Consider the following 26,831-nt stretch of genomic DNA (forward strand, 5'->3'; position numbering starts at 1 on the left):
TTACAGATGAGAGGAATTGATACTCCAGTAAACCAGTTAAGAAAACAGGTTTTTGTAGAAGTAGCAAAGGTTGCTTATGAATCTGATAATGTAAATAATGATATTGAAGCAATCCCTTATAAAATTACACCAGGAGATGAGCCGCGTTTTCGCGAGAGCATATATCGAGAACGTGCCATTGCATCCGAAAGGGTACGTCTTGCAATGGGTATGTCTTTAAGACCACAGGATAAGCCGGTACATATTACAGATGGAGTAGAAGAGAGTAATATTTCCGAGAAATATTATGAGCCACCTCTGATGCAGGTAATCCCTTCTGCATGTAATTTCTGTGATGACAATAAATACGAAGTAAGCAATATGTGTCAAGGATGTATTGCACATCCATGTATGGAAGTCTGTCCGAAGGGGGCCATTTCTCAGGTAGATGGTCATGCAGTGATTGATCAGACAAAATGTATTAAATGTGGTAAATGTAAGGCTGCTTGTCCATATGATGCCATTTCAAAAAAGGAACGTCCATGTTCTAAAGCATGTGGTGTAAAGGCAATCGAGACAGACGAGCAGGGAAGAGCAAAAATCAATATTGATAAGTGTGTTTCTTGTGGTCAGTGTATGGTAAGCTGTCCATTCGGAGCAATCGCTGATAAGTCTCAGATTTTCCAGTTGATTCGTTGTATGAAGGAAGGCGGAGAGGTAATCGCAGAGGTTGCACCGGCATATGTAGGACAGTTTGGTCCGGACGCTACACCGGCACGTGTAAAGGCTGCATTGAAGCAGTTAGGATTTTCAGAAGTATATGAAGTTGCATTGGGTGCTGATATTGGAGCAGTAGCAGAAGCGCATCATTTTGCAAATCATGTTGCAACTGGAGAACTTCCGTTCTTGTTGACATCTTGTTGCCCGGCATGGTCTATGCTTGCAAAGACACAGTTCCCGGATATGATTGAGAGCGTATCTTCTGAATTGACACCAATGGTAGCAACAGCAAGAAGTATTAAGAAAAAGAATCCAAATGCACATGTAGTGTTTATTGGACCGTGTGCAGCAAAGAAACTTGAGGCAATGAGAACAAGTGTCCGCAGTGACGTGGATTTTGTTATTACTTTTGAAGAATTAAGTGCTATGTTTGAAGCAAAGGGTATCGACCCACAAACAATTGAAGCAAATGGTTCATTGCATGATGCAACCGGAGCAGGACGTGGATATGCAGTAGCAGGAGGAGTAGCAAAGGCAGTTACCGAATGTGTAAAGGAATATTATCCGGAAGTAGAAGTGAAGATTGAACATGTAGAAGGTCTTGCAGAATGTAAGAAAACATTAATGCTTGCAAAGGCAGGTAAGATGAACGGATGCTTAATTGAAGGAATGGGATGTCCGGGCGGATGTGTTGCCGGAGCAGGTACCAATATTCCTGTAAATAAGGCAAAACAGGAAGTTGACAAGGCAGTAAAAACTTCTAGCAAGTCTTTACCAGCCAAGGAATTAAGAGAGATTGAATTAGATTAGTAATAAGGCTAGGAATAAGCGAAAGGCGAATGTGTGTCAATGTGATATACATTCGTTTTTTGTTTTCGGTATAAAAAGTTGTTGACAGATATATCGGCATCTGATATATTGAATATATCGTTTGTCGATATATCGCGAGGTGATAGAATGGAAAAACATATTGCGTTGACAGAAAGTATGTACTATATTTTGCTGTCAGTGATGGAACCTAATCATGGATATGGAATTATCCAAAAGACGTTGGAATTAACAAAGGGAAGAATTGAACTGGGCGCCGGAACACTATATGGAGCAATAAATAGTCTGGTGGATAAGGGGTGGATTCAGTTATATAGTGAAGATAAGTTATCCAGAAAGAAGAAACAGTATATTATTACAGAAGAAGGTAAGCAGATATTAGGGCAGGAAATAGAGCGGTTACAGGAATTGCTGGAAAATGGAAGAATGATGGGATTCTGAAGGAGGAATGGCAAAATGAGGAAGTTTAGACTTTATCTTGATAAGGACAAGGAAGAAAAGTGGTTGAACAAAATGTGTCAAAAAGGCTGGGCGATGACAGGATTCTGTCTGGGAGTGTATACCTTTGTGCCATGTGAGCCGGGAAAATACATTTATCGTATTGATATGCCGGGAGAGATTGGAAAAGATAGCCCAAATTGTGGAATGAAAAGTCGGTATGTTGAGTTTGTGGAAGAAACGGGAGCGGAACATGTCTGTAATTGGGGCTGGTGGATGATTTTTCGAAAGGAAACGGCAAAAGGTGGATTTGAATTATATACAGATATAGAATCAGAGCTTGCATTATACAAAAGAATTCAAAAATTGTTTTTGTGGGTAGGGAGTATGGAGTTTTTGATTGGAATAAATAACACAACATCCGTTATGGAAAGCGGAATTGGAAATTTGGACGTGCCGCATGTGTTGTGCCTAACACTAATATACATTATTATTATGGCATTTATCGTTGCCATTACAAAGACCACAATAAAGATAAAAAAGTTGAAAAGGCAAATAGTGTCTTGACAAATATTAAGAAGTGTATTATTGTATTAAATGAATAGTACAAAGGCATGGAAAGGAAGAGAAGGTTATGAAAGAATTATTGCAGGTACAGAACCTTAGAAAGACCTTTAAGGTTTCTGCAAAACAGCAAAAACTGCAAAAGACCAAAGAAAGAATTAAGGTAGCAGTAGATGACTTATCCTTTACAGCATATGAAGGAGAAGTATTTGGATTATTAGGACCGAATGGTGCAGGAAAAACAACTACACTTCGAATGATGGCAACACTATTGACACCGGATGCAGGAGATGTGTTAGTGGATGGAACCAGCGTTGTAAAGAAACCGGATGTAGTTCGAGGAAAAATTGGTTTTCTTACCAGTGAATTGAAGTTAGAAGAGTTTTTCACTCCAAATTATTTATTTGATTTCTTTTCAGAGTTACATGGAATCGATAAAGAAACAGCAGCTAAGAGAAAACAGGAGTTGTTTGATAAATTTGGAATTTCTAAGTTTGCAGAGGTAAAGGTAGCAGACCTTTCTACAGGAATGAAGCAGAAGGTTTCACTGGTAATTTCTATTGTACATGATCCGGCTATTATTATTTTTGATGAGCCGACAAACGGATTGGATGTATTGACTGCTAAGGTAGTAACAGATTTCTTGGTAGAATTAAAGGAAAAAGGAAAGACAATCATTGTATCTACACATATTTTTAGCTTGATTGAAAAAATTTGTGACAGAGTAGGTATTATCATCAATGGAAATATGGTGGTTTGTGATACATTAGAGAATATTACAGCAGAAAAATGTCTGGAAGAGAAGTTCTTCGATATTTATGTGGAAAGTGTAGGTGGGCTCAATGAGGAATAATATATGGACTGTAATGAAGAAGGAATTTACTCGCTTCTTCACAGATAAACGAATGGTACTGACGACTCTGATTATGCCAGGACTTATGATATATTTTCTCTATAGTTTTATGGGAAATGGAATTTCCTCGCAGTTTGAGTCAGCTGAGGACGAGGTTTTAACGGTATATGCTGAAAATCTCCCGGAAGAGATAGAAACAATTGCAAATCAGATGGCAAATGTTAAGTTCGTTGATGCGTCAGATTCCAAAAAAGAAAATATTTTGGAGAAGTTGAAGGAATGCGATGAAAATTGCGATTTATTTGCAGTATTTCCGGAAAATTTCGTAGAAGAAGCACAAGCATATGACACAAAGAGCGAAGAAGCAGCGCCGAATGTAGCTTTATATTATAATTCTACGGAAACAGATTCTAGTGCAGCATATAGCATGATGCAGACTGTATTAGATACATATGAAGCTTCTATGGCAAATAAGTTTGATATTAATGCCGAAGAGGATACTTATGATCAGGCAACAGAAGAAGATTTGACAGCCATGATGTTTTCTATGATGGTGCCAATGCTTATGATGGTATTTTTATTCAGTGGATGTATGGCAGTTGCACCGGAATCTATTGCAGGTGAAAAAGAGCGTGGAACCATAGCAACTCTTCTGGTGACACCAATGAAGAGAAGTCATCTTGCTCTTGGTAAGTTATTAAGTTTAAGTGTAATTGCTATTTTGAGTGGATGTTCCAGTTTCCTTGGAACAATGTTATCTCTGCCAAATCTTATGGGTGGTGCAGAAGGTGTGAATGCTAGTGTTTATGGTGTAAAGGATTATATACTGTTGTTATTTATTATTCTGTCAACAGTACTAGTAATTATTTCCCTTATTTCCATTGTTTCAGCATTTGCAAAAAATGTAAAAGAAGCAACAGGTTGGGTAACACCGATTATGATTGTGTCCATGTTGATTGGTGTTACATCTATGATTGATAGCTTATGCAAAACAGAGCCAGTGTGGTTTTTAATTCCACTTTATAACAGCGTTCAGTGTATGAACGGAATATTCTCCTTAAATGTAAATTTAACAAATGTACTAGTAACAGTAGGAGCAAACTTCTGTTATGCAGCTATAGGGGTATTTGTATTGACAAAGATGTTCAACAGCGAGAAGGTTATGTTCTCAAAATAAGAATAAAAAGTAAGAAAAGAAGAATAATGATAGAAAAAGAGTTTCTTAATCGTAAGACTAAGAAACTCTTTTTTGATATTCTAGGAAAGACATTGTTACATTAAAGTGTGAAGAGGAAATATTATGGAATCAATCTGGAAACAACAAATACAATTACCAAAAAGAAGTGTATTAAAAGAAGATATTCATATAAAAAACGTGGTAATCGGAGCAGGAATGGCGGGACTTTTAACAGCTTATATGCTACAAGAAAGGGGGCAAGAGGTGGCAGTGCTGGAGGCGAATACAGTGGCCTCAGGGCAAACAGGACATACCACAGCGAAAATTACATCACAACATAATTTAATATATGCTTATTTGGTTGAAAAGTTTGGAGAAGAAAAGGCACTACAGTATGGAAGAGCAAATGAAAAAGCAATTCGGGAATATGAAAGAATTATTCAAAAGGAAAAGATAGACTGTCATTTTCGTCGTTGTTCTGCTTATCTGTATACGGAACAGGAAGAAAGAGTACAGGAATTGGAAAATGAAGTACAGGCAGCAAGACTTTGCGGAATTGAAGCAGAATTTACGAAAAAAACAGAGCTACCTTTTTCTGTGGCGGGCGCGGTAAGATTTCACAATCAGGCACAATTTCATCCATTGGAATTTGTGAAGAAAATATCAGAGAAACTTAGGATATATGAACATTCCAGAGTAACACGGTTAGAAGACCATTGTGTATTTACGGAACATGGTATGGTAGAGGCAGAACATGTGGTTTTTGCCTGCCATTATCCATGGCTTTTGACGCCGGGGTACTATTTCTTACGGATGCATCAGGAGCGCAGTTATGTGCTGGCTCTGGAAACAAAAAAGGAAATGGGTGGTATGTACCTTGGAATAGATACAGAAGGGTATTCATTTCGGGGAATAGAGGAGGATGGAAAGCACATGATTCTTCTGGACGGCGGCAGTCATCGTACTGGAGAAAATATAGAAGGTGGGAAGTATCAGATGTTGCGGAAACGGGCACAGGAGTGGTATCCGGAAAGTAAAGAACAGGCACATTGGTCGGCACAAGATTGTATGCCTTTGGACAAAATTCCGTATATTGGATATTTTTCTTCGGATATTCCTAATTGGTATGTAGCGACTGGATTTGGAAAGTGGGGAATGACTAGTTCTATGGTGGCAGCCGAAATAATTACAGATATGATTTTAGGATTAGAAAACGAGAATGAGGAAGTGTTTGCACCGCAGCGTTTTCCGGTTACTGCCATGTCTGGAAATTTGGCGGAAAATACAGCGAAGGCAGTAAAGGGATTGTCGAAACAATTCATGAATACGGATCAGATTCCTTCTAAATGCAGTCATATGGGATGTAAACTAGAAAAGAATGCAGATGAAGGAACATGGGAGTGCCCATGTCATGGGTCTGGTTTTAGCGCAGATGGAGAAGTGTTACGAGGACCGGCTCAAGAAAATCTTGCAATGTATAAAAAATGTCATTGACAAAACTGTATCAACTGTATATACTGTACCTATACAGTATAACGAATGAGGTGATGCTTTGAATATATTTATTGATAATAAGAGCGGTGAGACAATTTATAATCAGATTTATAGTCAGATTAAGAGTCAGATTATCAGTGGAGAATTAAAAGAGGATGAACCGCTCCCATCCATTCGTAATCTTGCAAAGGATTTACGGATTAGTGTAATTACTACAAAGCGTGCATATGACGAGTTGGAGAAGGAAGGATTTATCTATACAGTAGCAGGAAAGGGCTGTTTTGTAGCGCCTAAGAATGTGGAATTGTTAAGGGAAGAGAATCTGAAAAAAATTGAGGAATATATACAGAAGATAATGCAGCTCGCAGCATCCTGTAATCTGAGCAGACAGGATATTATTGATATGTTTAATATTATGGAGGAGGAATAAGAAATGAATGCGTTAGAGATAAGAGGACTAAGTAAGAATTATCCGGGATTTCAGCTCGATAATCTGAATTTAGAGTTGCCAAGCGGTTGTATTATGGGGCTTATTGGAGAAAATGGAGCAGGAAAAAGTACCACTATGAAGCTTATTCTAAATATGATTCAAAGAGATAGCGGTACGATTACGATTCTGGGAAAAGATAATCAGGAGAATATGAAACTTACCAAGGAGGATGTTGGTGTGGTTCTGGACGAAGTAGGTTTCCCGGAGTGTTTTAATGCCAGAATGGTTAATTCGATTATGAAGAATACCTTTCAAAACTGGGAGGAACAGAAGTTTTACGAACTTTTACAGAAATTGTCGGTTCCGGATAAGAAAGCGTTTAAAGACTTTTCCAGAGGAATGAAGATGAAACTTGGTATTGCCGTAGCATTGGCGCATAAGCCTAAATTGTTACTTTTGGATGAAGCAACGAGTGGGTTAGACCCAGTGGTAAGAGATGAAGTACTTGATATGTTTAGTGAATTTACGCGAGATGAAAATCATGCCATATTGATTTCTTCCCATATTGTAAGTGACTTGGAAAAAATATGTGATTATATTGCATTTTTACATAAAGGAAAACTACTGTTGAGTGAGGAAAAAGACTTACTGATGGAACAGTATGGTATTATCCGGTGCTCCAGAGAACAGTTTCTGGAATTATCTGCAGATGCAGTGCTTGGCAAAAAGGAATCGGCCTATGGTGTAGAGGCGATTGTACAAAGAAATCGAATTCCTTCCGGAATGAATATCAGTCCGGTGAATATAGAGGAATTGTTTTTATTTATGGTAAAGGAGGAGAGATAGCATGAAGGGATTATTGTTAAAGGATTTTTATATGATAGGAAAATACTGTCGCTTTTTTATTCTTATGAATTTGATTTTCCTTGTGTGTTCCGTTATGGGAGAAGAATATATGTTTTATGCTTTTTTCCCGTCCATACTGCTGGGAATATTACCAATGACATTGATTGCGTATGATGAACGGAGTAAATGGAGTGTATATGGCAATATTTTTCCATATTCCAGAGCACAAATGGTATCAGTAAAATATGTGATAGCACTGATTGGAGTAGGAACTGCGACACTGCTGACTTTCATAATGCAATGTTTGAGAATGTTCCAAAATAGTAGTGTTGCATGTCAGGAAGCGGGAATTATAGCAATGATTTCCGGAATTGTGGGAATGATAAATCCCAGTATTATATTACCGTTTATTTTCAAGTATGGTGTAGAGAAAGGAAGGATTATATATTATATTGGGCTTGTTGGAATCAGTTCCGTCAGTGTAATGATTTTTAAGTGTGTAAATCTAATGGAAGTTTTACCGAATATAGAAGGTAGTTTGTTTTTGGTGCTGCTTGGAGTTATTGTCCTTTTTGCATTATCATGGCTATTGTCTATTCGGATTTATCAGAAGAAAGAATTGTAAATTGTATAGCTACTATGGAGAGAAAAATTTCCATAGTGGCTTTTTTTATTACACGAGGAAGAGTCGAGAAAAGATATTATTGACAAAAACTACCAATCGGTAGTAAAATAATTACCGAAAGGTGGTGAAGGGATGGCAAGTAAAGAAGCAATTCTTATGGCAACACTGGAACTTGCGTCACAGAATGGTTTGGGAGCAGTCTCTCTTTCTAAGATAGCCAAAAAAGTTGGTATACAAAAGGCTTCTTTGTACAGTCATTTTTCATCGAAAGATGAAATCATAGACAGTCTTTATGAATACTTGCGAACAAAAGCAAGAAGCAAAGTTAATACAGGAGAAATTGACTATGGGGAATTGGTAAAAGGTAAGTCAGCGTTAGAAGTGCTTCGGTATGTAGTAAGTTCCTATCAGACAATGAATGAGGATTCGGATATGTTGCAATTCTATCGATTCATAGTGTCAGAGCGTCCATTTAACGAAGATGCAGCAAAAATAATGGTGGCAGAAACCGAGAAAATGATACTTGCTACGAAACAGTTGTTTTATGCTATGCAGGTACAGCATGTGATGAATTTTTCCAATGTGGATATGGCGGCATTTTCGTTTGCTATGTCGGTTCATTCTATCATCAATTATATAGAGGACAAAAAAACAGCCGGAATAGAGGAGGATGGAAAAATGATGGAGGATTTTCTGGAGGAATTCTGCAAAATATATGGAACGGAATAAAGAGAAAGTAACAAAGGATTAAAAGATATGAATAGAAGTGAAAATAAAAGAAGTATGATACATTATATGGGATTGCTGGGAATTATTAGTTTGATTTCCTATACGTTGGCAGTTGTTTTTTCGCCATTGGCTTATCCGGGGTATGACTGGATGGCACAGGCAGTCAGTGATTTAAGTGCGCAAAATGCACCATCCGAAATGTTGTGGAATCAGTTGTCAAGCCTTTATTGTGTATGCGGAATGATTTCTGTCATGATGGTTTGTGTATATGTTTCTTATAAGAAAGTATGGAGTAAGACCATTCGGGTAGGAATTTATTTGTTTGCAGCAATGAACTGGATTTCTAACGTGGGATACAAAATGTTTCCATTGTCGGACAGTGGGTATGCCGGAAAATTTCAGGATATCATGCATGTATATGTGGTTACGTCATTAACAGTTATGCTATCCATTGTATCTCTTGTTGTCATTATCATCGGAGGTTTTCGCAAGAGTACCTGCCGTTCTGTCGCAGGATGGGCTTTGTTTGCACTGCTTATGATGTTTGCCGGAGCAATCGGAACCGGAGCAGTACCAAAGGAGTATTTTGGTATATTTGAGCGGTTCAGTGTATTTGCAGCAACCGGATTTAATGCGGTGCTGGGTGTTTATTTGTTTCAGGGATTCCGGCAAGGGAAGTAAGACCTTCCTTGTGCATCCGCTAGACGTTATCTAGAATTTCAAGTTGAAATTCCACGACACAATGATGATTTACCGGATTAATTGGAAGAAGATAACGTTCTAGTGGATTTTCTTCTGTCCGGTATCCCCATTTGGTGCTTATTTTTCTCATATGATTGATAATAGTTCCAAAATTCTCAATGGAACCATTATAATAAGCAGATACAATTTTCCTTTTCGGATAATGTAGGATAAGTTCATCTTCACAGGGATTGACCGGTAATATTAATGTCAGTTTTCCCGTAGAATAATCATGTCTGGCCATATAGCTTATCTGCTGTTGCAGTGTGATATGCCGCCTTTTGGCATAGGATATTATTTCATTAAAATGATTTGTAATTTCTGTAGGGTCTATAATGTCCAGAGTTTTAGTAATTCCGTAGAAATCATATCGTTCTCGTACAACGATTTCTGGGAATTCATTGGTATCCAAGACACCTCGAATCAGTGCAATCTGCATGTTACATATGTCAATAATATTCTTGAGACTGTGTATTTTTTCCTCTTTTGAAAAAGTATGATTTAAATATTTTTTAATTTCTGAAATACCAAATCCCAAGGAGCGAAGTTGTACGATATTTAGTAGCTGGGTGATATCTTCTTCGTCGTAAATACGGTAATCTGAGGAAGATTCTCTTTTTGGGGGTGGCATAAGGCCTTCTTTTTCATAATATCTTATGGTCTGGGTGGATACGCCACAGACTTTAGCGATGTCTTTTATATGGTACATAAAATTCCTTTCAAAAAAACTTTACTTTATAGTGCACTATAAGGTTTATATTTACAGTGTAACAAGAAAATAAAAAAGATGCAAGAAAGGATAGTTTATGAAAAAGAAGTTATTATTAGTTATTGGTTTATGTATTGGTATAACGGCAACGGCCTGTTCGTCGAATTCAACTAAGACAGATGAGGCGGTTCAGACCGAGCAAACAAATACAGTAGATGAAACAGAGGAAGATAGTGAGACAGAAGAAATAAGGCCTGATTATCTGTTGGCAGATTTGCCATTCGATGGAGAGGAATGTACTGTTCCGGATACAGTAGCTTCTCCGGAAAAATATACCTATGTTGATGAGACATTAAGAATTACACAGGAGCAAAAAGATGCTTTTATAGCGGAATATGGCGAAGAAGAGTATGAAAGTGCAACATCTTCACTTTCACAAATGTTTCATATACAGAAAAATTCACCGATATATCCTTCCTATACAACAGAATTGAAAGAAACGTATACAATGGAGGATGTAGTTCTTACGTCTGAACTGGATGGACATCATATTACTGCCGATTATATTTTGCAATCCGGTTCCAAAGATAATGATACAGTTATCATGGTTCATGGAATTAGTGGAACACGTCGCAGTATGAAAACAGATATATTATTTTATCTTAGTTTAGGATACAATGTGTTAACTTATGACCAGAGAAGTTCCGGTGAAAACGATGGATTCTTCTATACATTAGGAGTATGGGAACAATATGATCTTATGGACTGTGTGAATTATGTGGATGAACAGATTTCAGCAGATAAGAAAATAGTTGTTCTTGGTCAGTCATCAGGTGGTACAAGTGCAGGACTAATACTTGGAAATAAGGAAGCACAGGAAAAAGTTGATTATGTAATTTTTGATTCTCCGGTTATGAGTATGTATGATATTCTGAAGTCTAACTTATATCGATATGTTAAGAAAGATCAGGTTGACTATGTGATGCAAAGCTGTGAAGATTTTATGAAATTTATGTATGGTTTTGGATTTGAAGATGGAGAAGTGGCGAATTTTGTGGCTGACACAACGATTCCGGTTCTTATTTTGACAAGTGAGGTGGATGATATTGTGCCTATGGAGCAACCACAGCGTATATATGACACAATCAAAAGTAATAATAAAAAAATTGTGATTTCAGAAATTTCCGGTCACTGTGCAATGAAAGATACCGAACACGAATTATATGAAAAAGAAGTGAGAGATTTTTTAGGATTATAAATTACCTGTCATAAATCTACGTTCCGTAGGTTGTAGTCATGATGTGAATCCTTTACAATACATGTAACGATTAAATGTGAAAGAAAAGAGGATGAAGGATAATGAACTATATAACAGGAACTGTGATTAGAGAATTGCGGGAAAAGAAAAAGTTGACACAGAAGGAATTGGCTGAAATTCTATGCGTTAGCGAAAAGACAATATCTAAGTGGGAAACAGGCAGAGGCCTTCCGGACATCGGGATTTTACCTGAATTGTCCGGAAGTCTTGGCATTTCCGTTGCGGAACTTCTTACAGGAAAACTTGCCGAGAACGAAAATCGTGAGGCAAATATGAAAAAACAGCAGTTTTATGTATGTCCTGTATGCGGAAATGTAATTGCAGCAACAGGGAAGGGAGTATATAGCTGTCATGGCATCACCCTTCCTGCGTTAGAGCCGGAGGAACCGGATGAAGACCACAAAATTATTCTGGAAATGGTAGAGAGCGAATACTGCGTGATGGTAAAGCATCCGATGACAAAAACACATTACATTTCTTTTATTGCCTATGTGACCAGTGATTGTATGGAATATAAAAAACTCTATCCGGAGCAAGATGCGACAGTGAGGTTTACACGAAAAGGGCATGGGTTGATTTATGCATATTGTAATAGACACGGATTGTTTCAGGTAAGGGTATAGGAGAGGAAAGTATGTGTACAGTTTTTACCGGTATAGAACCGCAGTGTTATTTTTTGGCAAAGAATTATGATTGCTTTGTAAATGGAGGAATGGTGTTTACCAATAAACGAAAGGTAAAAAGAAAATCACTGGTTGTTCCACCCGAAAAAGAGTTGGAATGGGTATCTCATTTTGGAAGTGTGACTTTCTCACAATCGGGGAAGGGGATGCCTGTCTGTGGAATCAATGAGAAGGGACTTATTGTAGAGCAGGCAACTTTTCCGGCTGCGTTGTATCCGGATACCACAGAAAAGGAACATATCAGCTGTCTGGAAGCCATTCAGTACCTTTTGGATTGCTGTGCAGATGTGGAACAGGCGATTCAGGCATTTTCAGATTTTGCAATTAGTAATCAGTCGGCGAAGCTCCACTATTTTCTCATGGATAAAAAGGGGAATCGGGCAATCGTAGAATTTGTAAATGGAGACAAGAAGGTGTTTCAGGGAAAAACAATGTTACCCATTCTTACCAATAGCAGTTATGAAGCACTTTGCCTTGGAAAAAAGCAGAACACATCTGAGTATGAAGAAAATTCCTTTATGCGTTTTCAAATTGTAAAGGAAGCCTTGGAAAAAGAAAATTCCTTGACAGTGGATTCTGCTTTTGCTATTTTGGAAAAAGCAGAGAGAAAGGATACGGTCTGGAGTGTTGTCTATGATCTTACAGCGAATAAAATTTATTTCCGGGATGAAAAGCGAAGGATTAAGGAAATTCATTTGGAGGAGATTGATTTTAGCGAAAATGCGGCTTCTAAACTTTATGACTTGGAGGATGACAGGGATGAGTTTTTATGGGAGCCATACAGCAGACAAGAGAATCGGAAAAACATTGAAAAATTCTATGGGAATCCATTGGTATTGCAGGTTCTGAATTTACCTAATGCAAAGTTTGTCATTGATTCTTTTGATGAGCATATTTCAAGAATAGAAGAGGGAAAGCTGTAAGTTGCCGTAAGAAAAATGAAAAGAGGTATAAGAAGTGGAAGTAAGACAGATATCAGAAATGAATAGAGAGAAAATGCGAGAGCGTATTATTTCGTATTTAAATAAATATGGTTTTTCTGAGTATGAAAGCATTGAAATTGCAAGTATGTTTCAAATGGAGAAGGTGAAGAAAAATCAAGTGATTATTGATATGAATGAAAGTCTAGATAAGATATTTCTTATAACCGAAGGAATTGCCAGAGGCGTATATTTTGATATGGATGGGAAAGAGTGTACAAAATGCTTTGCCACAGAAGGAATGTGGTGTGGGGTATATAACTATATAAAAAGAACACCATATGAATTTCGGATAGAGGCAATAGAAGATATGGCATTGGCAGCAATTTCCGTGAAAGATTTAGAATTGGTATTTCAAAGAATAGATAGATGTGAGAAGATTTTTAACCAACTGTGTATGGAGACTTTTTTGAAGGAAGAGCAGAGAAATTATCAGCTCCTGATGCTAAATGCTGAGGAAAGATATAAAAAGTTTGTAGAAGATTTTCCGAATATAGCGAACCGTGTGAAGCAGGAATATATTGCCTCATATATTGGAGTTACACCTAGTTCGTTAAGTAGAGCATTGAAAGAAAAAGATAATTTATTGTCATATGACAATGAAATAAGCTCTCCAAAATGATATATTGCATTCAAATATAATAGAAAAGAGGAAAGAAAATGAATGCAGTATTAATAACAGGTGCATCATCAGGTATTGGTGAATGTTTTGCTAAGAGATGTGCAAGTCAGGGAAAGAATTTGGTTGTAGTTGCCAGAAATGAGGAAAAACTTTTTCAGTTAAAAAAGGAATTGGAAGAGAAAAATAAGATAACAGTAACCGTGATAAAGGCAGATTTATCCAATGCCAATGCGGCAGAAGAAGTTTTTCGAACAACACAAAGTAATAATATATTTGTAGAAATGCTTATAAATAATGCAGGTTTTTCTACCAAAGGGTTATTTCATAAAGACGATTTTGAAACAATGGAAAATGAGATGAATGTGAATATGCTGGCGTTGACAAAACTATCATATTTCTATGTAAATGAAATGGTTGAGAAAAAGAAAGGGATGGTCATAAATATTGCATCCGCAGTCTCATTTAATCCATTGCCATATGGTGCGGTTTATTCAGCCACAAAGTCATATGTGTTGGCATTAACGGAGGCATTGTATTATGAATATAAAGACATGGGAATCAAATTTTTAGCAGTGTGTCCGGGTGCAACGGATACTCATTTTTTTGATAAGATAGGAAGAATGAAAGGAGAATTAAGGAAACCGGAAGATGTAGTGAATACAACATGGCGAGCTGTTGCAAAGAAAAAGATAGTTGTGTGTGATGGAGTGATGTCAAAACTACAATCATTCATGCCAAAAATTCTGTCAATGAAAAAAAGAGTTGCAATAACAGGAAGAGTAGGAAAAAATACTTGGGGAATATAGTGGAGAAAAAGAAATTTTATATTAAAAATTGAAAAAAGAACAAATGTTTGGTACAATAAGGACATCTAGAAAGTGGAAGGAGAATTCACATGGAACAGATGTCCTTATTTGATGATAGAAAAGTATATGCACCTTTGGCAAGCAGACTTCGCCCGGAGAATCTGGATGATTTTATCGGGCAGGAGCATCTTTTGGGGCAGGGAAAGATGCTACGTCAGCTTATAGAAAGAGACCAGATATCCTCCATGATTTTCTGGGGACCGCCCGGTGTGGGGAAGACAACACTTGCAAGTATTATTGCCGGTCATACCAAGGCAGATTTTATTAATTTTAGTGCAGTTACCAGTGGGATTAAGGAAATAAAGGAAGTTATGGCACAGGCAGAGAATGCCAGAAAGATGGGGATTCGTACCGTGATGTTTGTGGATGAGATACATCGGTTTAACAAGGCGCAGCAAGATGCTTTTTTACCCTTTGTGGAGAAAGGAAGTATTCTTCTTATCGGTGCTACTACGGAGAATCCTTCTTTTGAGATTAATGCGGCGCTTTTATCTCGTTGCAGAGTGTTTGTCTTAAAGGCACTTACCGAGGAAAATTTGGTGCAGCTTTTGAAAAATGCATTAAAAGCGCCGGCAGGTTTTGGCAATCAGAACGTTCATATGACAGAAGAACAGATTCTGGCAATTGCAAAAGTGGCAAATGGAGATGCGAGAACAGCGCTAAATACATTGGAAATGGCAGTGTTAAATGGGGAACTTGCGGCAGATGCTTCTATTACTGTGACAAATGAGGGGATGGAACAGTGTATTAGCAGAAAATCTTTACTCTATGATAAGAACGGCGAAGAACATTATAACCTGATTTCAGCTCTGCATAAGTCTATGCGTAATTCCGACCCGGATGCGGCAATATATTATATGCAGCGAATGTTAGAGGGTGGGGAGAATCCACTTTATATTGCAAGGCGGCTGATACGTTTTGCCAGCGAAGATATAGGAATGGCAGATAGCGGAGCTTTACAGGTGGCAATAGCAGCATATCAGGCATGTCATTTTAATGGTATGCCTGAGTGCGATGTGAATCTGGCACATGCGGTAACCTATCTTTCCATGGCACCGAAGTCAAATGCACTTTATATGGCATGTGAGGAAACAAAGAAGGATATTCGTACCAGACGTACTGACCCGGTACCACTTCAGATTTGTAATGCACCTACCAAACTGATGGAAGAACTTGATTATGGAAAGGGATACGAGTATGCTCACGATTATGAGAATAAGCTGACGCGAATGCAGTGTTTGCCGGATGCCTTGGCAGAACGAAGATATTATCGTCCAACCAGTCAGGGAGCGGAACGGCAAGTAAAGGAGCGCCTAGAAGAGATAAGGGAGTGGAAAAGGAAAAAATAGATAATTTAATCTTACATTGACAGAATAAAAGTAAAGGTGTATAACATAAATACGAACAAAAATATAAAACGGTCGTAAATGGAGGAGAAAATGAGAACGAGAACATTTTCAGAAGAGGAAAAGAAAGAAATAAAACAAAAAATGAAAGAAGTGGGGATGCCAATGTTAAAAGAGCAAGGGCTAATACATATGTCCATTAGCAAACTTGCGAATGCAGTTGGAATAGGGAAAAGTACATTTTATAGTTTTTATCCATCAAAAGAGGAATTTGTAGAAGATATGCTGGCTGACAACAGGAAACAACTGTTAGAAGATTTGCAGGCTGGTTTACAGGGGAGAGAGAGATACTCTATTGAAGAAAGCAAGGCAATAGTGCGAAAGATGGTAATGGATGCAGATAATATTTATCAGAATTTTTCTTCTGAAGACGAGGCTGCCCTTAAGAAAATGTACGAAAAAAGAGGGGTTCCTTTTGTAGACTTGGAGAAAGAAAAGCGTGTTATTGAGTTCATTACATCTATGATGGATGGTGTAAAGAAAAACCTCGATTATGCGGTTATTGCAAATATCATTAAGATTATTGTTCTTTCCTATGAGCAAAAAGAGATGCTACATGAATCAGGGGTTGAGAGAACCATGGATATAATGGTTGATTTATTAATTGATTCAATTTTTGAAATGTAAGGAGACGATGGTGATGATAAAGGTATTCGCAATTATAGGTATCATAGGCGGAATGTTATGTGCAGTGGCAGATTTGCTTTTGGATTTAAAAGGGGACGATAATCAGAAGCTTGGAAAAATGAAAATGATAGACAGTAAGTGGAAAGTAATGTCTCATGGAAGATTTGTATGGTCAGATATTCTTGCGATGTTTGCTGTTCCTATGTATTCATGTGGCTTCGTGGCACTTATGATGCAGCTATATAAGGTAAAAGTTGAACTGGCAATGGGAATGACAATCATGTTTTTGTGTGGGGCAATGGGGGGATTTATGATTCACACATTTCTGTGTATGATGCCTACGATATATCAGAAGATAATAGAGAAGGCAGATTTTGAAATAGCTGAGGATGTAATTGAAGGAGTATTTCGACAGATATATGTTCCGTTCTTTGTATTGTATTCTATGTTAGTTATTGTTCCTGCATTTATAGTTATGGGACTTATTGCTTTTGGAATCTTAGAACTGCCATTGTGGTGTATCATTCTTAATCCCTTGTGTTTTCAACTAATAGGTCTTTTATTTAGAGCAACCGGACTCAAGATTTTCGTTGATGCGCCAAGTTGCTGTGCAGCAAGTCTTGGACTTGCAATGTATGGAGTATTAGCATTGATGCTGATTTAGTTGGGAGAGGGGATTACTTTACAGTAAGAATGAAACGGTCACACTTTTTTCACAATTTTATTAGCACTCGCCTCTTGACAGTGCTAATAACAAGTGTTATAGTACAACTAGAACAAAGGAAAAGGAGGAAGGACCTATGATGGCACCAGGAAAACATTATCCAATGAAAAGTGATATAAGGGAAAGGGATGATAAATATGTGTTGGAAATTGACCTTCCCGGATTTCGAAAAGAAGACATAAAGGCATATATCCAGAATGGATACCTGATTGTATCTGCATTCCGAGAAAGGGAAAAGAACAAAGAAAATCACAAGTGGATTCGTCAGGAACGATATTTTGGTAACTATCAGAGAAGCTTTTATATTGGCACAGGAATTTCACAGGAGGATTTGAAGGCATCTTATCGATTCGGTGTTTTGAGAATTCAGATTCCAAAGATACCAAAGCATTTGGAAGATAATGCAGGAAACATTCAGATAGCATAAAATAGTAACAATTTAGAAATAGAATTTTATAGAGTTTAAGGAGGAATGACGTATGTTAGCACCTAGTATTTTGGGAAGAAGTTTTGTAGATGATTTTTTCAATGATTCATTTGATGATATGTTTCAAGAGATGTTTCGTACACCGTATGAACATGCCAGTGCAGGCGGTCTGATGTGTACTGATGTGCAGGATATGGGTGACCATTACCAGATGGAAATGGAACTGCCGGGGTATCAGAAGGAAGATTTAAAGGCAAATCTGAAAAATGGATATCTGACTATTTCTGCGGAACACAAAGAAGAAAATGATCAGAAGGATGAAAATGGTAAGTTTGTCCGCAGGGAGCGTTACATGGGACATTGCCAGAGAAGTTTCTATGTCGGTGAAAATATTACTCAGAATGATATTCATGCCGGATTCGAGGATGGTGTTTTGAAACTGACGATTCCGAAGAAAGAAGCAAATGCAGTCGAAGAACAGAAATATATCGCTATTGAATAATAAGTAGAACGAGATGAAACACGCTTTGCGAGTTTCACTCGTTATCGCGGTGCTCCTCGAATGCCCATGCAAGCATGGCATTCTCATCGCTACTCGCGTAAATAAAAAGAGGAAAGAAATCTTAAAAATTTAGGATTTCTTTCCTCTTTTCATATGTTATATTACCACAAAATCGCTAAAATTTCAAGACTACTAATCAATCCGTGAACGCTGTATAATCGAAAAACCATATGCAGAAGGGAAGGTAACGAAATGGAAGAAAAGGATTGGTTAGAGCTATTGTCGGGAAAAAATCAGCTTCAAAAAGTAATTGATATGAATCAAAAAACGGAGAAGTTTGGGCTTGCACTTACTGAGGAAGAAGCAAAGTTGTTAGTAGAAAGGAGGCAAGAAAACTTAAGAGAACAGCAGCGTGTAGAATTTGGAGAAGGAATACTGCCGAAGCTGATTTTTACTTTTTGCGATTCGCCTTATATTTATCAGGAAAATTATGTGGAGACAATCACCAGATTGCAGGAGATTTTTTATCTATACAAAAATGAGTCTATGGATGAATTAACAGATGATGAGTTGCTTGATTATATGAAAGAGGCTTTTGAAGGGGAATGTGAAGGCTCTTTGGAATTTTTAGAGGAAACAGTGTTGGAAGGATTTGCCAGAAATATTAGAAGAGAAGGAAATTTTTTCTTCGGAAAGAACTATAAAATAAGGGGAGGAGAGAAAGAAGATGAATAATTATGAAATGGAAGAGCTCTTACCCCTTGTTGCAGAGCTTACAGAAAAATACACTTCAAAGGAAAGTACCTCTATTTCTTATGAAAGGGCGAGACAGCTCATGGAGGCAGTTATTTACTGTATTCATCAGTGTGAGGATGACAATCAGTTAATCAGTGCAGAAAAATTGTCTGCAAAAGATGCGTATTATTTTGGGTGTGAAAAGCTAAAGGAAAAAGTGAAAAGGACCCAGACCGCCTATAATAAAATGATTATAGATTTTAATTCCTTTGGCAATGAGAATTATAATGATACGGTAACCAAAGGGATTCCGGGATTTTTTCGATATTATGATATTTGGTTTGCGCCGCAGGAAACTATTATTACAATGGATTATCCCACAATCTGCCCAATGAAAGGAGTTACCGGAATAGATGCCATTGAAAAATATGTGGAATACATTTCTTATGAACAAAGATTTATGGGAGCATTGCCGGAGAATTATGTATGTGAAATACTATATAGATTTCAAAAAAGCTACAAAAAGCAGTTTTACAATATTTGCAGTATTATTTTGCGCCATATTTTAGGGCATATGATAACCGGACAAAAATTAGGGATGGTTGCTTCTGATGAGGATTATATAAGGTTACAGGAGATTATTCAGGCACATGACAAAGCCTGGCTAGAAACGAGACTTGTGAATTTATTGGAAAGTCTAATCCGGGAAAAGTACGAGGGAAACCTATTGATGCAACTTTATCTGAAAGAGGACCTCAAAGACTTTGCAACAGAGATGTATCTTGCAGCACAAACCCAAAATCTACCGAAAGTGATTGTGTTATAGTAACAATACAGCATTGAAAGGTAAAAATAATTCGCACTAAATCATATGAAATTACTGTGGTTTTCTCTGTAATAAGGTAAAATAGAAGAAAAACTTTATCGCAGAGGTGCAAAATGAGCCGAGAGCAGGAAAGAATCAGAAAGAAACTTGAAAACAATCCCATTGCTGAATGTAATAAGATTCAGAACAGATTTTGTCCGGAACTATTTTCGATGTTCGGCAGAGTAAAAGATCCCCGTAATCAGAGTTACATTGATTATTCTTCAAGAGTCATGCTTGGAACTATGTACTATAAAAGTATTGCAGGGATTTCGAGCATGCAGGAAATGACAAGAACCTTTAATGATGAGAAAATCTGCAGAAATTTATACAGATTCATGGGAGAAGAAGTAAAAGATTATATGCCCCATGGTGTGACAGAAAATGAATTTCTGGAAAGATTAGATCCAAGGGAGTTAGAGAATGTTCAGCAGAATATCGTATATTCCATGATTCGTCGAAAGACCTTTGATAATGCCAAGGTGTTAAAGAAATGGCAGATTATTGTAGATGCAACCGAATTGGACGAAGGATACCAAAAGAAGAATGAGCATTATCTGAGCCGGTGTTACAACAGAGGCTCAGATAAAGAGTACATTAAGTATCACAGAAGCATACTTGAGGCAAAAATATACTTTGGAGAAAATCTTGTATGCAGTATTGCATCAGAAACAATAGAAAATTCGGAGAAATATATAAATCAAAGTGATGAAGCAGTAAAACAGGATTGCGAAAGTAAAGCTTTTGTAAGACTTGCTGCCAAAATCAAACAGAAATTCCCGAGGCTGCCAATTATCATTACGGCAGATGGACTGTATGTTACAAAAACAGTTTTACAGATATGTAAAGATTATCATTGGGATTACATTATCCGATATAAAGAAGGCTGCGCTTCATCAATAGCTAAAGAATACCGTGCACTTCCGGAAAAAGAAACAATTGGAACTGATATAGAGTATCAGAATAAAATCATGTTCAATGACTTTGACGTGAATCTAATCTATTATCGGGAAAGGTGGATTGTAAAAGGTGAAGAGAAAGAAAGAGAGTTTGCCTGGATTACAAGCATCGAGATTACGAAAAGTAATGCAAAAAAAATCGTACGTGCCGGACGTAACAGATGGAAAATAGAAAATCAGGGATTTAACCGCCAGAAGCATTGGCAGGGAGATATAGAGCACGCATGTAGTTGGAATGAGCGGGCACAGAAGAATCACTATCTGATGGAACAGATAGCGGATTTTGTGAAGCAGCTATATGAGTATTTCTATCTTGAAAAAAATGGAATAAAAAAGCTGCAAAAAAATATATCTCCTGAATTGTTAGCCAGCTTTGGACGGCAACTAACAGAAACAGAAGATATACCAGTTCAACTGAATAACTCAGTTCAAAACTGAATTAATTGTAGCAAAGAAGGTGATGCCTGCCAAGAGGAAAATGCAAAATTTATTCACAATTTTTTTTGACAGGAATTTGTGTAAGTATGCAATGTGGATAACTTAAGACATTTTCACACGAAATGTCGAAGATAAGCATTTTACGGAAATGGTAGGCTATAAAACAAATTTACCTTTCAATGCTGGTAACAATACAATTTGATTGATATTATGACACTGGTACTATAAAATAGTAATTGTGAAACAAAGGATAAAGTGTTTCACAAGGAGGAAATAAGGAATGTATCATATAGTAATATGTGACGATAATACAGAGGATTTGAAGCGGTTCGTGGATTTTGTTCAATCAAGTAGAGAGTATGAGAATAGTATGAAAATCAGTACATATTCTTCCGGTGTTGATTTTTTAGAAGCGGGAAAAGAGGCAGTTGATTTGATGATTTTGGACATGCAGATGACTGGAATGGATGGATATGAGACTGCCATGGAACTGCGTACCTATAATAGTCAGGCGGTGCTGGCATTTTGTTCTTCTGTGTGTATGCCAAGTCCGGAACATTTCAATGTTCAGCCTTACCGTTATCTTTTAAAAGATTATTCAGATGAAAAAATAATGCAGGCAGTAGATGAGTTATTGATAGAGATGAAACGTCGCAGTTATAAAAAACGGTTGGAAGTAACCCAGGACGGCAAAGCAATATTATTAGAAGCAGAGGAAATCTTATATCTTGGTAAACTAAAACGGGGAACTAAAGTAGTGCTTGCGGCAGATGCAGCATTATATGGGAAGGTCACAGATCTTGTGATTCGGGAAAAGTTGGAAGAATTAGAGAAGGAACTACTGTCGGAAGGATTTGCAAAGCCGCATTCCAGTTATCTGGTGAATCTGAAAAGAGTGAGGGCAGTAGATAATATGGAATTGTTGTTGGAAAATGGAGAAGGAATTAATATTAGCCGTTCCTGTCGGGAGAAATTTCACCATGCTTTTTCAGAGTTTTTTAGCAGAAAATACAGAAGAAGGACAAGTTAGAGGTTATTTCTTCCATATTATTTTTGAATAAAGGCAAAGTGATATAATGGGAAAAAAGATAGGAGGGGCATATGCAGGAATTTTTTTGGCTAGTATCAGGAATTTTAGAAGTTTATCCTGATTTATTCACGGTTGTGCCGTGAAAGTGGCTGAAAGCCACATTGTTACTGTATTTTAACTGAATATTGCTTTTCACTTATTAAGTGAATAAAAAAAGAGCATCCAAATGTGGTAAAATTAAGGTGTCGAATCTTAAATCATAACCCAAAAGGAGCCCTTTATGAGTATTGTAAACACCTTATCTCTTGAAAGCAATAGACAAATTAAAATAAATTTTGACGGAGGTGATTTGTCCTCCGATGCAGGCTTACTTCTTATCAAAGAATTCGTAAGCAAACTTGGTATTGATAAGCTTTTTGACAAAGCTTTCAAGACCAATGATTCTGCATTATTCAGATATCATACGGATCAGAAAAATCTGCTCCAGATGATATATATGATCATTGCCGGTTATTTCGAAGATGATGCTTCCGATGAACTTACAAATGATCCTGTATTCAAGTCTGTACTTGAAAAAGATGCCCTTGCATCACAACCTACGGTATCAAGATTTTTTAACCGTACGGATGAAGATACCTTAAACCAGTTCCTTACTATTGGCAGAATGCTGAGAAAGAAAATCTACAGTATCCAGATGCCACAGGCTGTTATTCTGGATCTTGATTCCACTCTTCTTGATGCATATGGTAAACAGGAAGGAAAAGCCTTTAACTTCCACTATCAGAGTAATGGATACCATCCGCTTGTCTGTTATGATGGAATGACCGGGGATCTGATTAAAATCCAGCTTCGTGATGGAACACAGTATTCCTGTACCGGAGTGGTTGACTTCCTGCAGCCGATACTTGATGAATACCTGAACGATTATCCGGCAATCCGTATTCTGCTTCGTGGTGACAGCGGTTTCGCTACGCCTGATCTTTATACGCAGTGTGAGGAAAATGGCACAAGCTATGTTATCCGGCTGAAAGAGAATGGAATTCTCCGTGAAAAAGCATCCCATCTTGTGGATGAACTTGATGAGATAACAAGGAATAACAAAGTTGATTATGCGGTAGTTTATGGTGAATTCATGTACAAAGCAGGTTCATGGCCTTATGAAAGGCGCGTGGTCTGCAAGGTTGAAAAGCCAGAGAACCAGATGATTTACATGTACACATTTATTGTCACAAACATGGATTCCTCACCAGAGTATCTCATCAAATTTTACTGCAAAAGAGGACTGATGGAAAACTTCATCAAAGAAAGCAAATCCGGTTTTGATTTCGCTTCCGTAAGCAGTCATACCAGAATGGTAAATGCCAACAGGCTTCAGGTACACGCTCTTGCGTATAACATATTTAATTGGTTTAGACGATTGGCGTTATCAGCAAATATGCGAAAGCAACGCATTGATACCGTCCGTTTAAAACTGCTGAAGATTGCTGCGAAAGCAGTTCATTCAGCAAGATATATAACATTCAAGCTGTGTAGTAGCTGTCCTTACAAGAATGAGTTTTATGAAACTCTGTCAAATATCAGCAAGCTTAGTATACAGCTGGAATAGCAACTATTAACGAACCTTGACAGCTCGATAACTGCTCTGAAATTTTCCATAGGTATTTTATACCCTTTTGCAGGTGATTTGAGAGAAGTTGTTACGGCAAGGATTAGATTTTTTGATTCACGGTAAATTTATTGGTTCAGATACTGATCCGTGAATAATTCAGGGTTGATACAAAAAATATTTCAATAATAGGTATTGATGGTCTTGGTGGCGCGGGGAAGAGTACAATATCTGAAAAGATATGTCAGAAATTTATAGACAACAATTATCATACACTTTTACTTCATATTGATGAGTTCACCAAGGTGCGGGAAGTAAGATACGATTCTGCATATCCTGAGTGGCAATGTTATTATGACTTACAATGGAGATTTGATTATTTTTCGGAGGTAATAAAGGAAATCAAAAATAACAAGAAAGATTATATTGACATTGAGTTATATGATAAAGACAAAGATACATATTTTCATCGGCGTTTTGATGTGGGGAAAAATACCATTGTGATTGTAGAAGGAATATTTCTTCAAAAAAAAGAATTCGAAAATGTATTTGATTATATGATATATCTTGATATTCCGGAGAAAGTCAGACTTAACAGAGTGATAAAAAGAGATACCTATATTGGTGATGAGCAACAAATCATTGATAAATATCAAAATAGGTATTTCCCAGCCGAGCATAGGTATATAGAAGAATACCAGCCTAAAAACAATGCTGATTTTGTAATAGGTGAATAAGAAACAACAGGAGGAATAGAATGGAACGAATAGAATTAAGAGAACTTCATGTTGATGTTATTGAAGAAATTAAAACATTTTTTGTAGAGATTTTTACAAAAGAACCATGGAATGATGATTGGAGTAATCAGGAACAACTTCATGCATATATCATGGATTTGATAGGAAATAAAAACTCCTTGGCACTTGGATTATTTGAAGACAATGTCATGGTTGGACTTGCCATGGGAAATATAAAGCATTGGTATACCGGAACAGAGTATTACATTGAGGAACTTTGCATTAAAAGGGAAGAACAGGGAAGAGGTCTCGGAACACAATTTCTGAAAGCGATTGAAGGATATATAAAGTCAAAAGGAATTACTCATATTTTCCTACAAACAGAGAGAACTGTTCCGGCGTATAGTTTTTACAAGAAGAAGGGGTTTGTTGAATTAACAGAACATGTTTCCTTTATTAAAGAATGCTAGAAATAGTTGAGGAAGTAATGGAGAAATAATTATGAACAGTAAAGAAATTATTGAGGAATTAAAATCAGAGTCATCTGAAAAGTATAAGGCAAATGTTGTAAAAATGGGAATACCGGAAGAATATAGTATAGGAGTTTCCACAACTATAGTAAGAAGTATTGCTAAGAAAATAGGTAAGTCTACGGAATTGGGATTTGAGTTATGGAATACCGGTTACCATGAAGCCAGGCTGCTTGCAGTTCTATTATTCGACCGCAAAGACATAACCCATTCTGATATAAAAAGGCTTATGTCAGATGTTATTTCATGGGATTTATGTGATCATTTGTGCAAGAACTTAATTATTAAGATGAAAGATTATCAGGATTTTATATTTGAGTGGATTACTTCTCCTCATGTATACGAAAAACGTGCTTCGTTTACCTTAATAGCATCATCTGCGATACATGATAAAAAATTATCAAATGATGTTCTGGATACATATCTGAAGTTAGTACGAGAAAATTCGGATAGCGAACATGAACATATTAAAAAGGCGGTTTCGTGGGCATTAAGGGAAATAGGGAAAATAGATTTTAGCTATAACGAGAAAGCATTATTATTAGCCCATGATTTAAAGGAAAATGGAAATAAAGTACAAGTATGGATTGCTAAAGATGCTATGAAAGAATTAGAAAATGTCGTTAAGGTGGAAGGAAGAACACGTCTGATTTCCACTAAGACCAAAATGGGAAGCACGATATCATAGTTTCTATTAGTGCAGAATTTAAATGGAAAGGGTACTATTATGATAAAAAAATATAAGCTAGGATTTAATGTATGGGGATTGCTATTGTTTTTGATAATTATGTTACCAAATTTTTATTGGTTTGCTGTTCCGGCGCCAAATGATGTATTAAGAGCAGAATCTACTACCGGAACAATAGATACAATAGCATCTATAGCACAAGTGTTAATGATTATTGCTTTGTGCATAATTGTGAATAAAGACAGTAAAAAAATCATGATGAGTCCGCTTATTATAGCTACAATTATAAGTTGTTTCTTATATTTTATGGGATGGATATTTTATTATCAGGGTGTGACAAATGCAGTAGTTATTTTAACATTGTGTGTGTTTCCATGTCTGGCATTTCTATTTTTTGCTATTGATAGGAAAAATAGGGTCGCAATTATACCTATATTGATTTTTACAGTATGTCATTTAATATATGGGGTAATAAATTTTGTTTAAGTTGTAGGTCTATACCATTCATTGAAACAGAGTGAAAAGGAAATTGTAAGGAGATGAAGAAACTATGAGAGCAAATAGGAAGATAAGCTTATTGTTGTGTATTTTTAGTTTGATTTTTTTCTGTATAGGTTGTGGCGAAGGTAAATTTAATGGTAGTATGGTGGGCAACGAGAATGAGTTTAGTTTAGAATATTCAGTGTTTAATACAACGTATGAACATAACTTTAATCTGGAAAAGGGAGACGTTATTCGGTGTAGTATTGTGGCGGATAAAGGAAGTATTGACATTAGTATTCATAAAGGTGAGGATGTAAGAGCATATCAAGGAAATGATGTCACTACGGGAAATTTCGATGTAGAAGTGGAAGAAGCTGGAGAATATACCATTACTGTTACAGGAAATGAGGCATCCGGCAGTGTGTCTTTTGAAATACTGGAATAGCTTGTAGAGGTATATGGAAAAGAGGTA

General features: G+C 36.9%; 32 protein-coding genes. 31 read left to right on the plus strand and 1 reads right to left on the minus strand.

Annotated elements, in window-relative coordinates; translation table 11 throughout:
• Positions 1 to 6 precede the first annotated feature (6 nt).
• From BIV20_RS06245 to BIV20_RS06295, 11 genes are all read left to right on the plus strand, one after another.
• Complete coding sequence (locus BIV20_RS06245; protein WP_075719112.1) at positions 7 to 1,509, plus strand: 4Fe-4S dicluster domain-containing protein; 1,503 nt, start codon at positions 7 to 9, stop codon at positions 1,507 to 1,509.
• A gap of 147 nt (positions 1,510 to 1,656) precedes the next feature.
• Entirely contained in the window at positions 1,657 to 1,968 is a 312-nt protein-coding gene (locus BIV20_RS06250; protein WP_075719114.1) for a PadR family transcriptional regulator, read from the plus strand.
• A 15-nt stretch (positions 1,969 to 1,983) separates the two neighbouring features.
• Positions 1,984 to 2,532 carry a DUF2812 domain-containing protein gene (locus BIV20_RS06255; protein WP_075719116.1) on the plus strand — a complete coding sequence of 183 codons (549 nt, stop codon included), beginning with the start codon at positions 1,984 to 1,986 and terminating at the stop codon, positions 2,530 to 2,532.
• Positions 2,533 to 2,599: 67 nt separating this feature from the next.
• Positions 2,600 to 3,382 carry an ABC transporter ATP-binding protein gene (locus BIV20_RS06260; RefSeq protein WP_075719118.1) on the plus strand — a complete coding sequence of 261 codons (783 nt, stop codon included), beginning with the start codon at positions 2,600 to 2,602 and terminating at the stop codon, positions 3,380 to 3,382.
• Positions 3,372 to 4,559, plus strand: coding sequence for an ABC transporter permease (locus BIV20_RS06265; protein WP_075719120.1), 1,188 nt, complete (start codon positions 3,372 to 3,374; stop codon positions 4,557 to 4,559). Before BIV20_RS06260 ends, BIV20_RS06265 begins: the two co-directional genes overlap by 11 nt.
• A gap of 123 nt (positions 4,560 to 4,682) precedes the next feature.
• Entirely contained in the window at positions 4,683 to 6,053 is a 1,371-nt protein-coding gene (locus BIV20_RS06270) for an FAD-dependent oxidoreductase (RefSeq protein WP_075719122.1), read from the plus strand.
• A 58-nt stretch (positions 6,054 to 6,111) separates the two neighbouring features.
• Entirely contained in the window at positions 6,112 to 6,483 is a 372-nt protein-coding gene (locus tag BIV20_RS06275) for a GntR family transcriptional regulator (RefSeq protein WP_075719124.1), read from the plus strand.
• Positions 6,484 to 6,486: 3 nt separating this feature from the next.
• Positions 6,487 to 7,329: an ABC transporter ATP-binding protein gene (locus BIV20_RS06280; protein ID WP_075719126.1), complete on the plus strand. Its 843-nt coding sequence runs from the start codon at positions 6,487 to 6,489 to the stop codon at positions 7,327 to 7,329.
• Between the two features lies 1 nt (position 7,330).
• Entirely contained in the window at positions 7,331 to 7,954 is a 624-nt protein-coding gene (locus BIV20_RS06285) for an ABC-2 transporter permease (protein WP_075719128.1), read from the plus strand.
• Positions 7,955 to 8,086: 132 nt separating this feature from the next.
• Positions 8,087 to 8,683, plus strand: coding sequence for a TetR/AcrR family transcriptional regulator (locus BIV20_RS06290; RefSeq protein ID WP_075719130.1), 597 nt, complete (start codon positions 8,087 to 8,089; stop codon positions 8,681 to 8,683).
• Positions 8,684 to 8,710: 27 nt separating this feature from the next.
• On the plus strand, positions 8,711 to 9,364 hold the full coding sequence (locus BIV20_RS06295) for a DUF998 domain-containing protein (RefSeq protein ID WP_075719132.1): 654 nt from the start codon (positions 8,711 to 8,713) through the stop codon (positions 9,362 to 9,364).
• Between the two features lie 19 nt (positions 9,365 to 9,383).
• Here BIV20_RS06295 and BIV20_RS06300 read toward each other — a convergent pair whose 3' ends face one another.
• A complete protein-coding gene (locus BIV20_RS06300; RefSeq protein ID WP_075719134.1) occupies positions 9,384 to 10,133 on the minus strand; it encodes a helix-turn-helix domain-containing protein in 750 nt (249 codons plus the stop codon).
• Between the two features lie 97 nt (positions 10,134 to 10,230).
• Here BIV20_RS06300 and BIV20_RS06305 point away from each other — a divergent pair, with 97 nt between their 5' ends.
• The 20 genes from BIV20_RS06305 to BIV20_RS06400 all read left to right on the plus strand — a co-directional run bounded on the left by BIV20_RS06305 (position 10,231) and on the right by BIV20_RS06400 (position 26,804).
• Positions 10,231 to 11,391, plus strand: a complete 1,161-nt coding sequence (locus tag BIV20_RS06305; RefSeq protein WP_075719136.1) for an alpha/beta hydrolase — start codon at positions 10,231 to 10,233, stop codon at positions 11,389 to 11,391.
• A 101-nt stretch (positions 11,392 to 11,492) separates the two neighbouring features.
• Complete coding sequence (locus BIV20_RS06310; protein ID WP_075719138.1) at positions 11,493 to 12,074, plus strand: helix-turn-helix domain-containing protein; 582 nt, start codon at positions 11,493 to 11,495, stop codon at positions 12,072 to 12,074.
• An 11-nt stretch (positions 12,075 to 12,085) separates the two neighbouring features.
• Positions 12,086 to 13,057, plus strand: coding sequence for a carcinine hydrolase/isopenicillin-N N-acyltransferase family protein (locus BIV20_RS06315; protein WP_075719140.1), 972 nt, complete (start codon positions 12,086 to 12,088; stop codon positions 13,055 to 13,057).
• Between the two features lie 34 nt (positions 13,058 to 13,091).
• Positions 13,092 to 13,736, plus strand: a complete 645-nt coding sequence (locus BIV20_RS06320) for a Crp/Fnr family transcriptional regulator (RefSeq protein ID WP_075719142.1) — start codon at positions 13,092 to 13,094, stop codon at positions 13,734 to 13,736.
• Positions 13,737 to 13,774: 38 nt separating this feature from the next.
• On the plus strand, positions 13,775 to 14,542 hold the full coding sequence (locus BIV20_RS06325; RefSeq protein WP_075719144.1) for an SDR family NAD(P)-dependent oxidoreductase: 768 nt from the start codon (positions 13,775 to 13,777) through the stop codon (positions 14,540 to 14,542).
• 89 nt (positions 14,543 to 14,631) lie between these two features.
• Positions 14,632 to 15,951, plus strand: coding sequence for a replication-associated recombination protein A (locus BIV20_RS06330; RefSeq protein WP_075719146.1), 1,320 nt, complete (start codon positions 14,632 to 14,634; stop codon positions 15,949 to 15,951).
• A 90-nt stretch (positions 15,952 to 16,041) separates the two neighbouring features.
• Entirely contained in the window at positions 16,042 to 16,635 is a 594-nt protein-coding gene (locus BIV20_RS06335) for a TetR/AcrR family transcriptional regulator (protein WP_075719148.1), read from the plus strand.
• A 13-nt stretch (positions 16,636 to 16,648) separates the two neighbouring features.
• Positions 16,649 to 17,299, plus strand: a complete 651-nt coding sequence (locus BIV20_RS06340) for a DUF6796 family protein (protein ID WP_075719150.1) — start codon at positions 16,649 to 16,651, stop codon at positions 17,297 to 17,299.
• A 136-nt stretch (positions 17,300 to 17,435) separates the two neighbouring features.
• Entirely contained in the window at positions 17,436 to 17,786 is a 351-nt protein-coding gene (locus BIV20_RS06345) for an Hsp20/alpha crystallin family protein (RefSeq protein ID WP_075719152.1), read from the plus strand.
• A 52-nt stretch (positions 17,787 to 17,838) separates the two neighbouring features.
• On the plus strand, positions 17,839 to 18,288 hold the full coding sequence (locus BIV20_RS06350) for an Hsp20/alpha crystallin family protein (RefSeq protein ID WP_075719154.1): 450 nt from the start codon (positions 17,839 to 17,841) through the stop codon (positions 18,286 to 18,288).
• Positions 18,289 to 18,540: 252 nt separating this feature from the next.
• Positions 18,541 to 19,023, plus strand: coding sequence for a DUF6323 family protein (locus BIV20_RS06355; protein ID WP_075719156.1), 483 nt, complete (start codon positions 18,541 to 18,543; stop codon positions 19,021 to 19,023).
• Positions 19,016 to 19,849, plus strand: coding sequence for a DUF6179 domain-containing protein (locus tag BIV20_RS06360; protein ID WP_075719158.1), 834 nt, complete (start codon positions 19,016 to 19,018; stop codon positions 19,847 to 19,849). The genes BIV20_RS06355 and BIV20_RS06360 overlap by 8 nt, the downstream gene beginning before the upstream one ends.
• A gap of 113 nt (positions 19,850 to 19,962) precedes the next feature.
• Complete coding sequence (locus BIV20_RS06365) at positions 19,963 to 21,285, plus strand: transposase family protein (RefSeq protein WP_075719895.1); 1,323 nt, start codon at positions 19,963 to 19,965, stop codon at positions 21,283 to 21,285.
• A 280-nt stretch (positions 21,286 to 21,565) separates the two neighbouring features.
• The gene (locus tag BIV20_RS06370; RefSeq protein WP_075719234.1) at positions 21,566 to 22,315 is read left to right on the plus strand and encodes a LytR/AlgR family response regulator transcription factor; all 750 of its coding nucleotides are present in this window, start codon (positions 21,566 to 21,568) and stop codon (positions 22,313 to 22,315) included.
• A gap of 280 nt (positions 22,316 to 22,595) precedes the next feature.
• A complete protein-coding gene (locus tag BIV20_RS06375) occupies positions 22,596 to 23,921 on the plus strand; it encodes an IS1380 family transposase (protein WP_075717874.1) in 1,326 nt (441 codons plus the stop codon).
• Positions 23,922 to 24,115: 194 nt separating this feature from the next.
• Positions 24,116 to 24,658, plus strand: a complete 543-nt coding sequence (locus BIV20_RS06380; protein WP_278335663.1) for a uridine kinase — start codon at positions 24,116 to 24,118, stop codon at positions 24,656 to 24,658.
• A 20-nt stretch (positions 24,659 to 24,678) separates the two neighbouring features.
• Complete coding sequence (locus BIV20_RS06385) at positions 24,679 to 25,128, plus strand: GNAT family N-acetyltransferase (RefSeq protein WP_143524512.1); 450 nt, start codon at positions 24,679 to 24,681, stop codon at positions 25,126 to 25,128.
• Between the two features lie 31 nt (positions 25,129 to 25,159).
• Positions 25,160 to 25,876: a DNA alkylation repair protein gene (locus BIV20_RS06390; protein WP_075719238.1), complete on the plus strand. Its 717-nt coding sequence runs from the start codon at positions 25,160 to 25,162 to the stop codon at positions 25,874 to 25,876.
• Positions 25,877 to 25,960: 84 nt separating this feature from the next.
• On the plus strand, positions 25,961 to 26,362 hold the full coding sequence (locus tag BIV20_RS06395) for a hypothetical protein (protein ID WP_242939793.1): 402 nt from the start codon (positions 25,961 to 25,963) through the stop codon (positions 26,360 to 26,362).
• A 64-nt stretch (positions 26,363 to 26,426) separates the two neighbouring features.
• Positions 26,427 to 26,804: a hypothetical protein gene (locus tag BIV20_RS06400; RefSeq protein WP_083655121.1), complete on the plus strand. Its 378-nt coding sequence runs from the start codon at positions 26,427 to 26,429 to the stop codon at positions 26,802 to 26,804.
• The last annotated feature ends 27 nt before the right edge of the window (positions 26,805 to 26,831 follow it).

The organism is Roseburia sp. 499 (genome assembly GCF_001940225.2).
Taxonomy (GTDB): Bacteria; Bacillota; Clostridia; order Lachnospirales; family Lachnospiraceae; genus Petralouisia.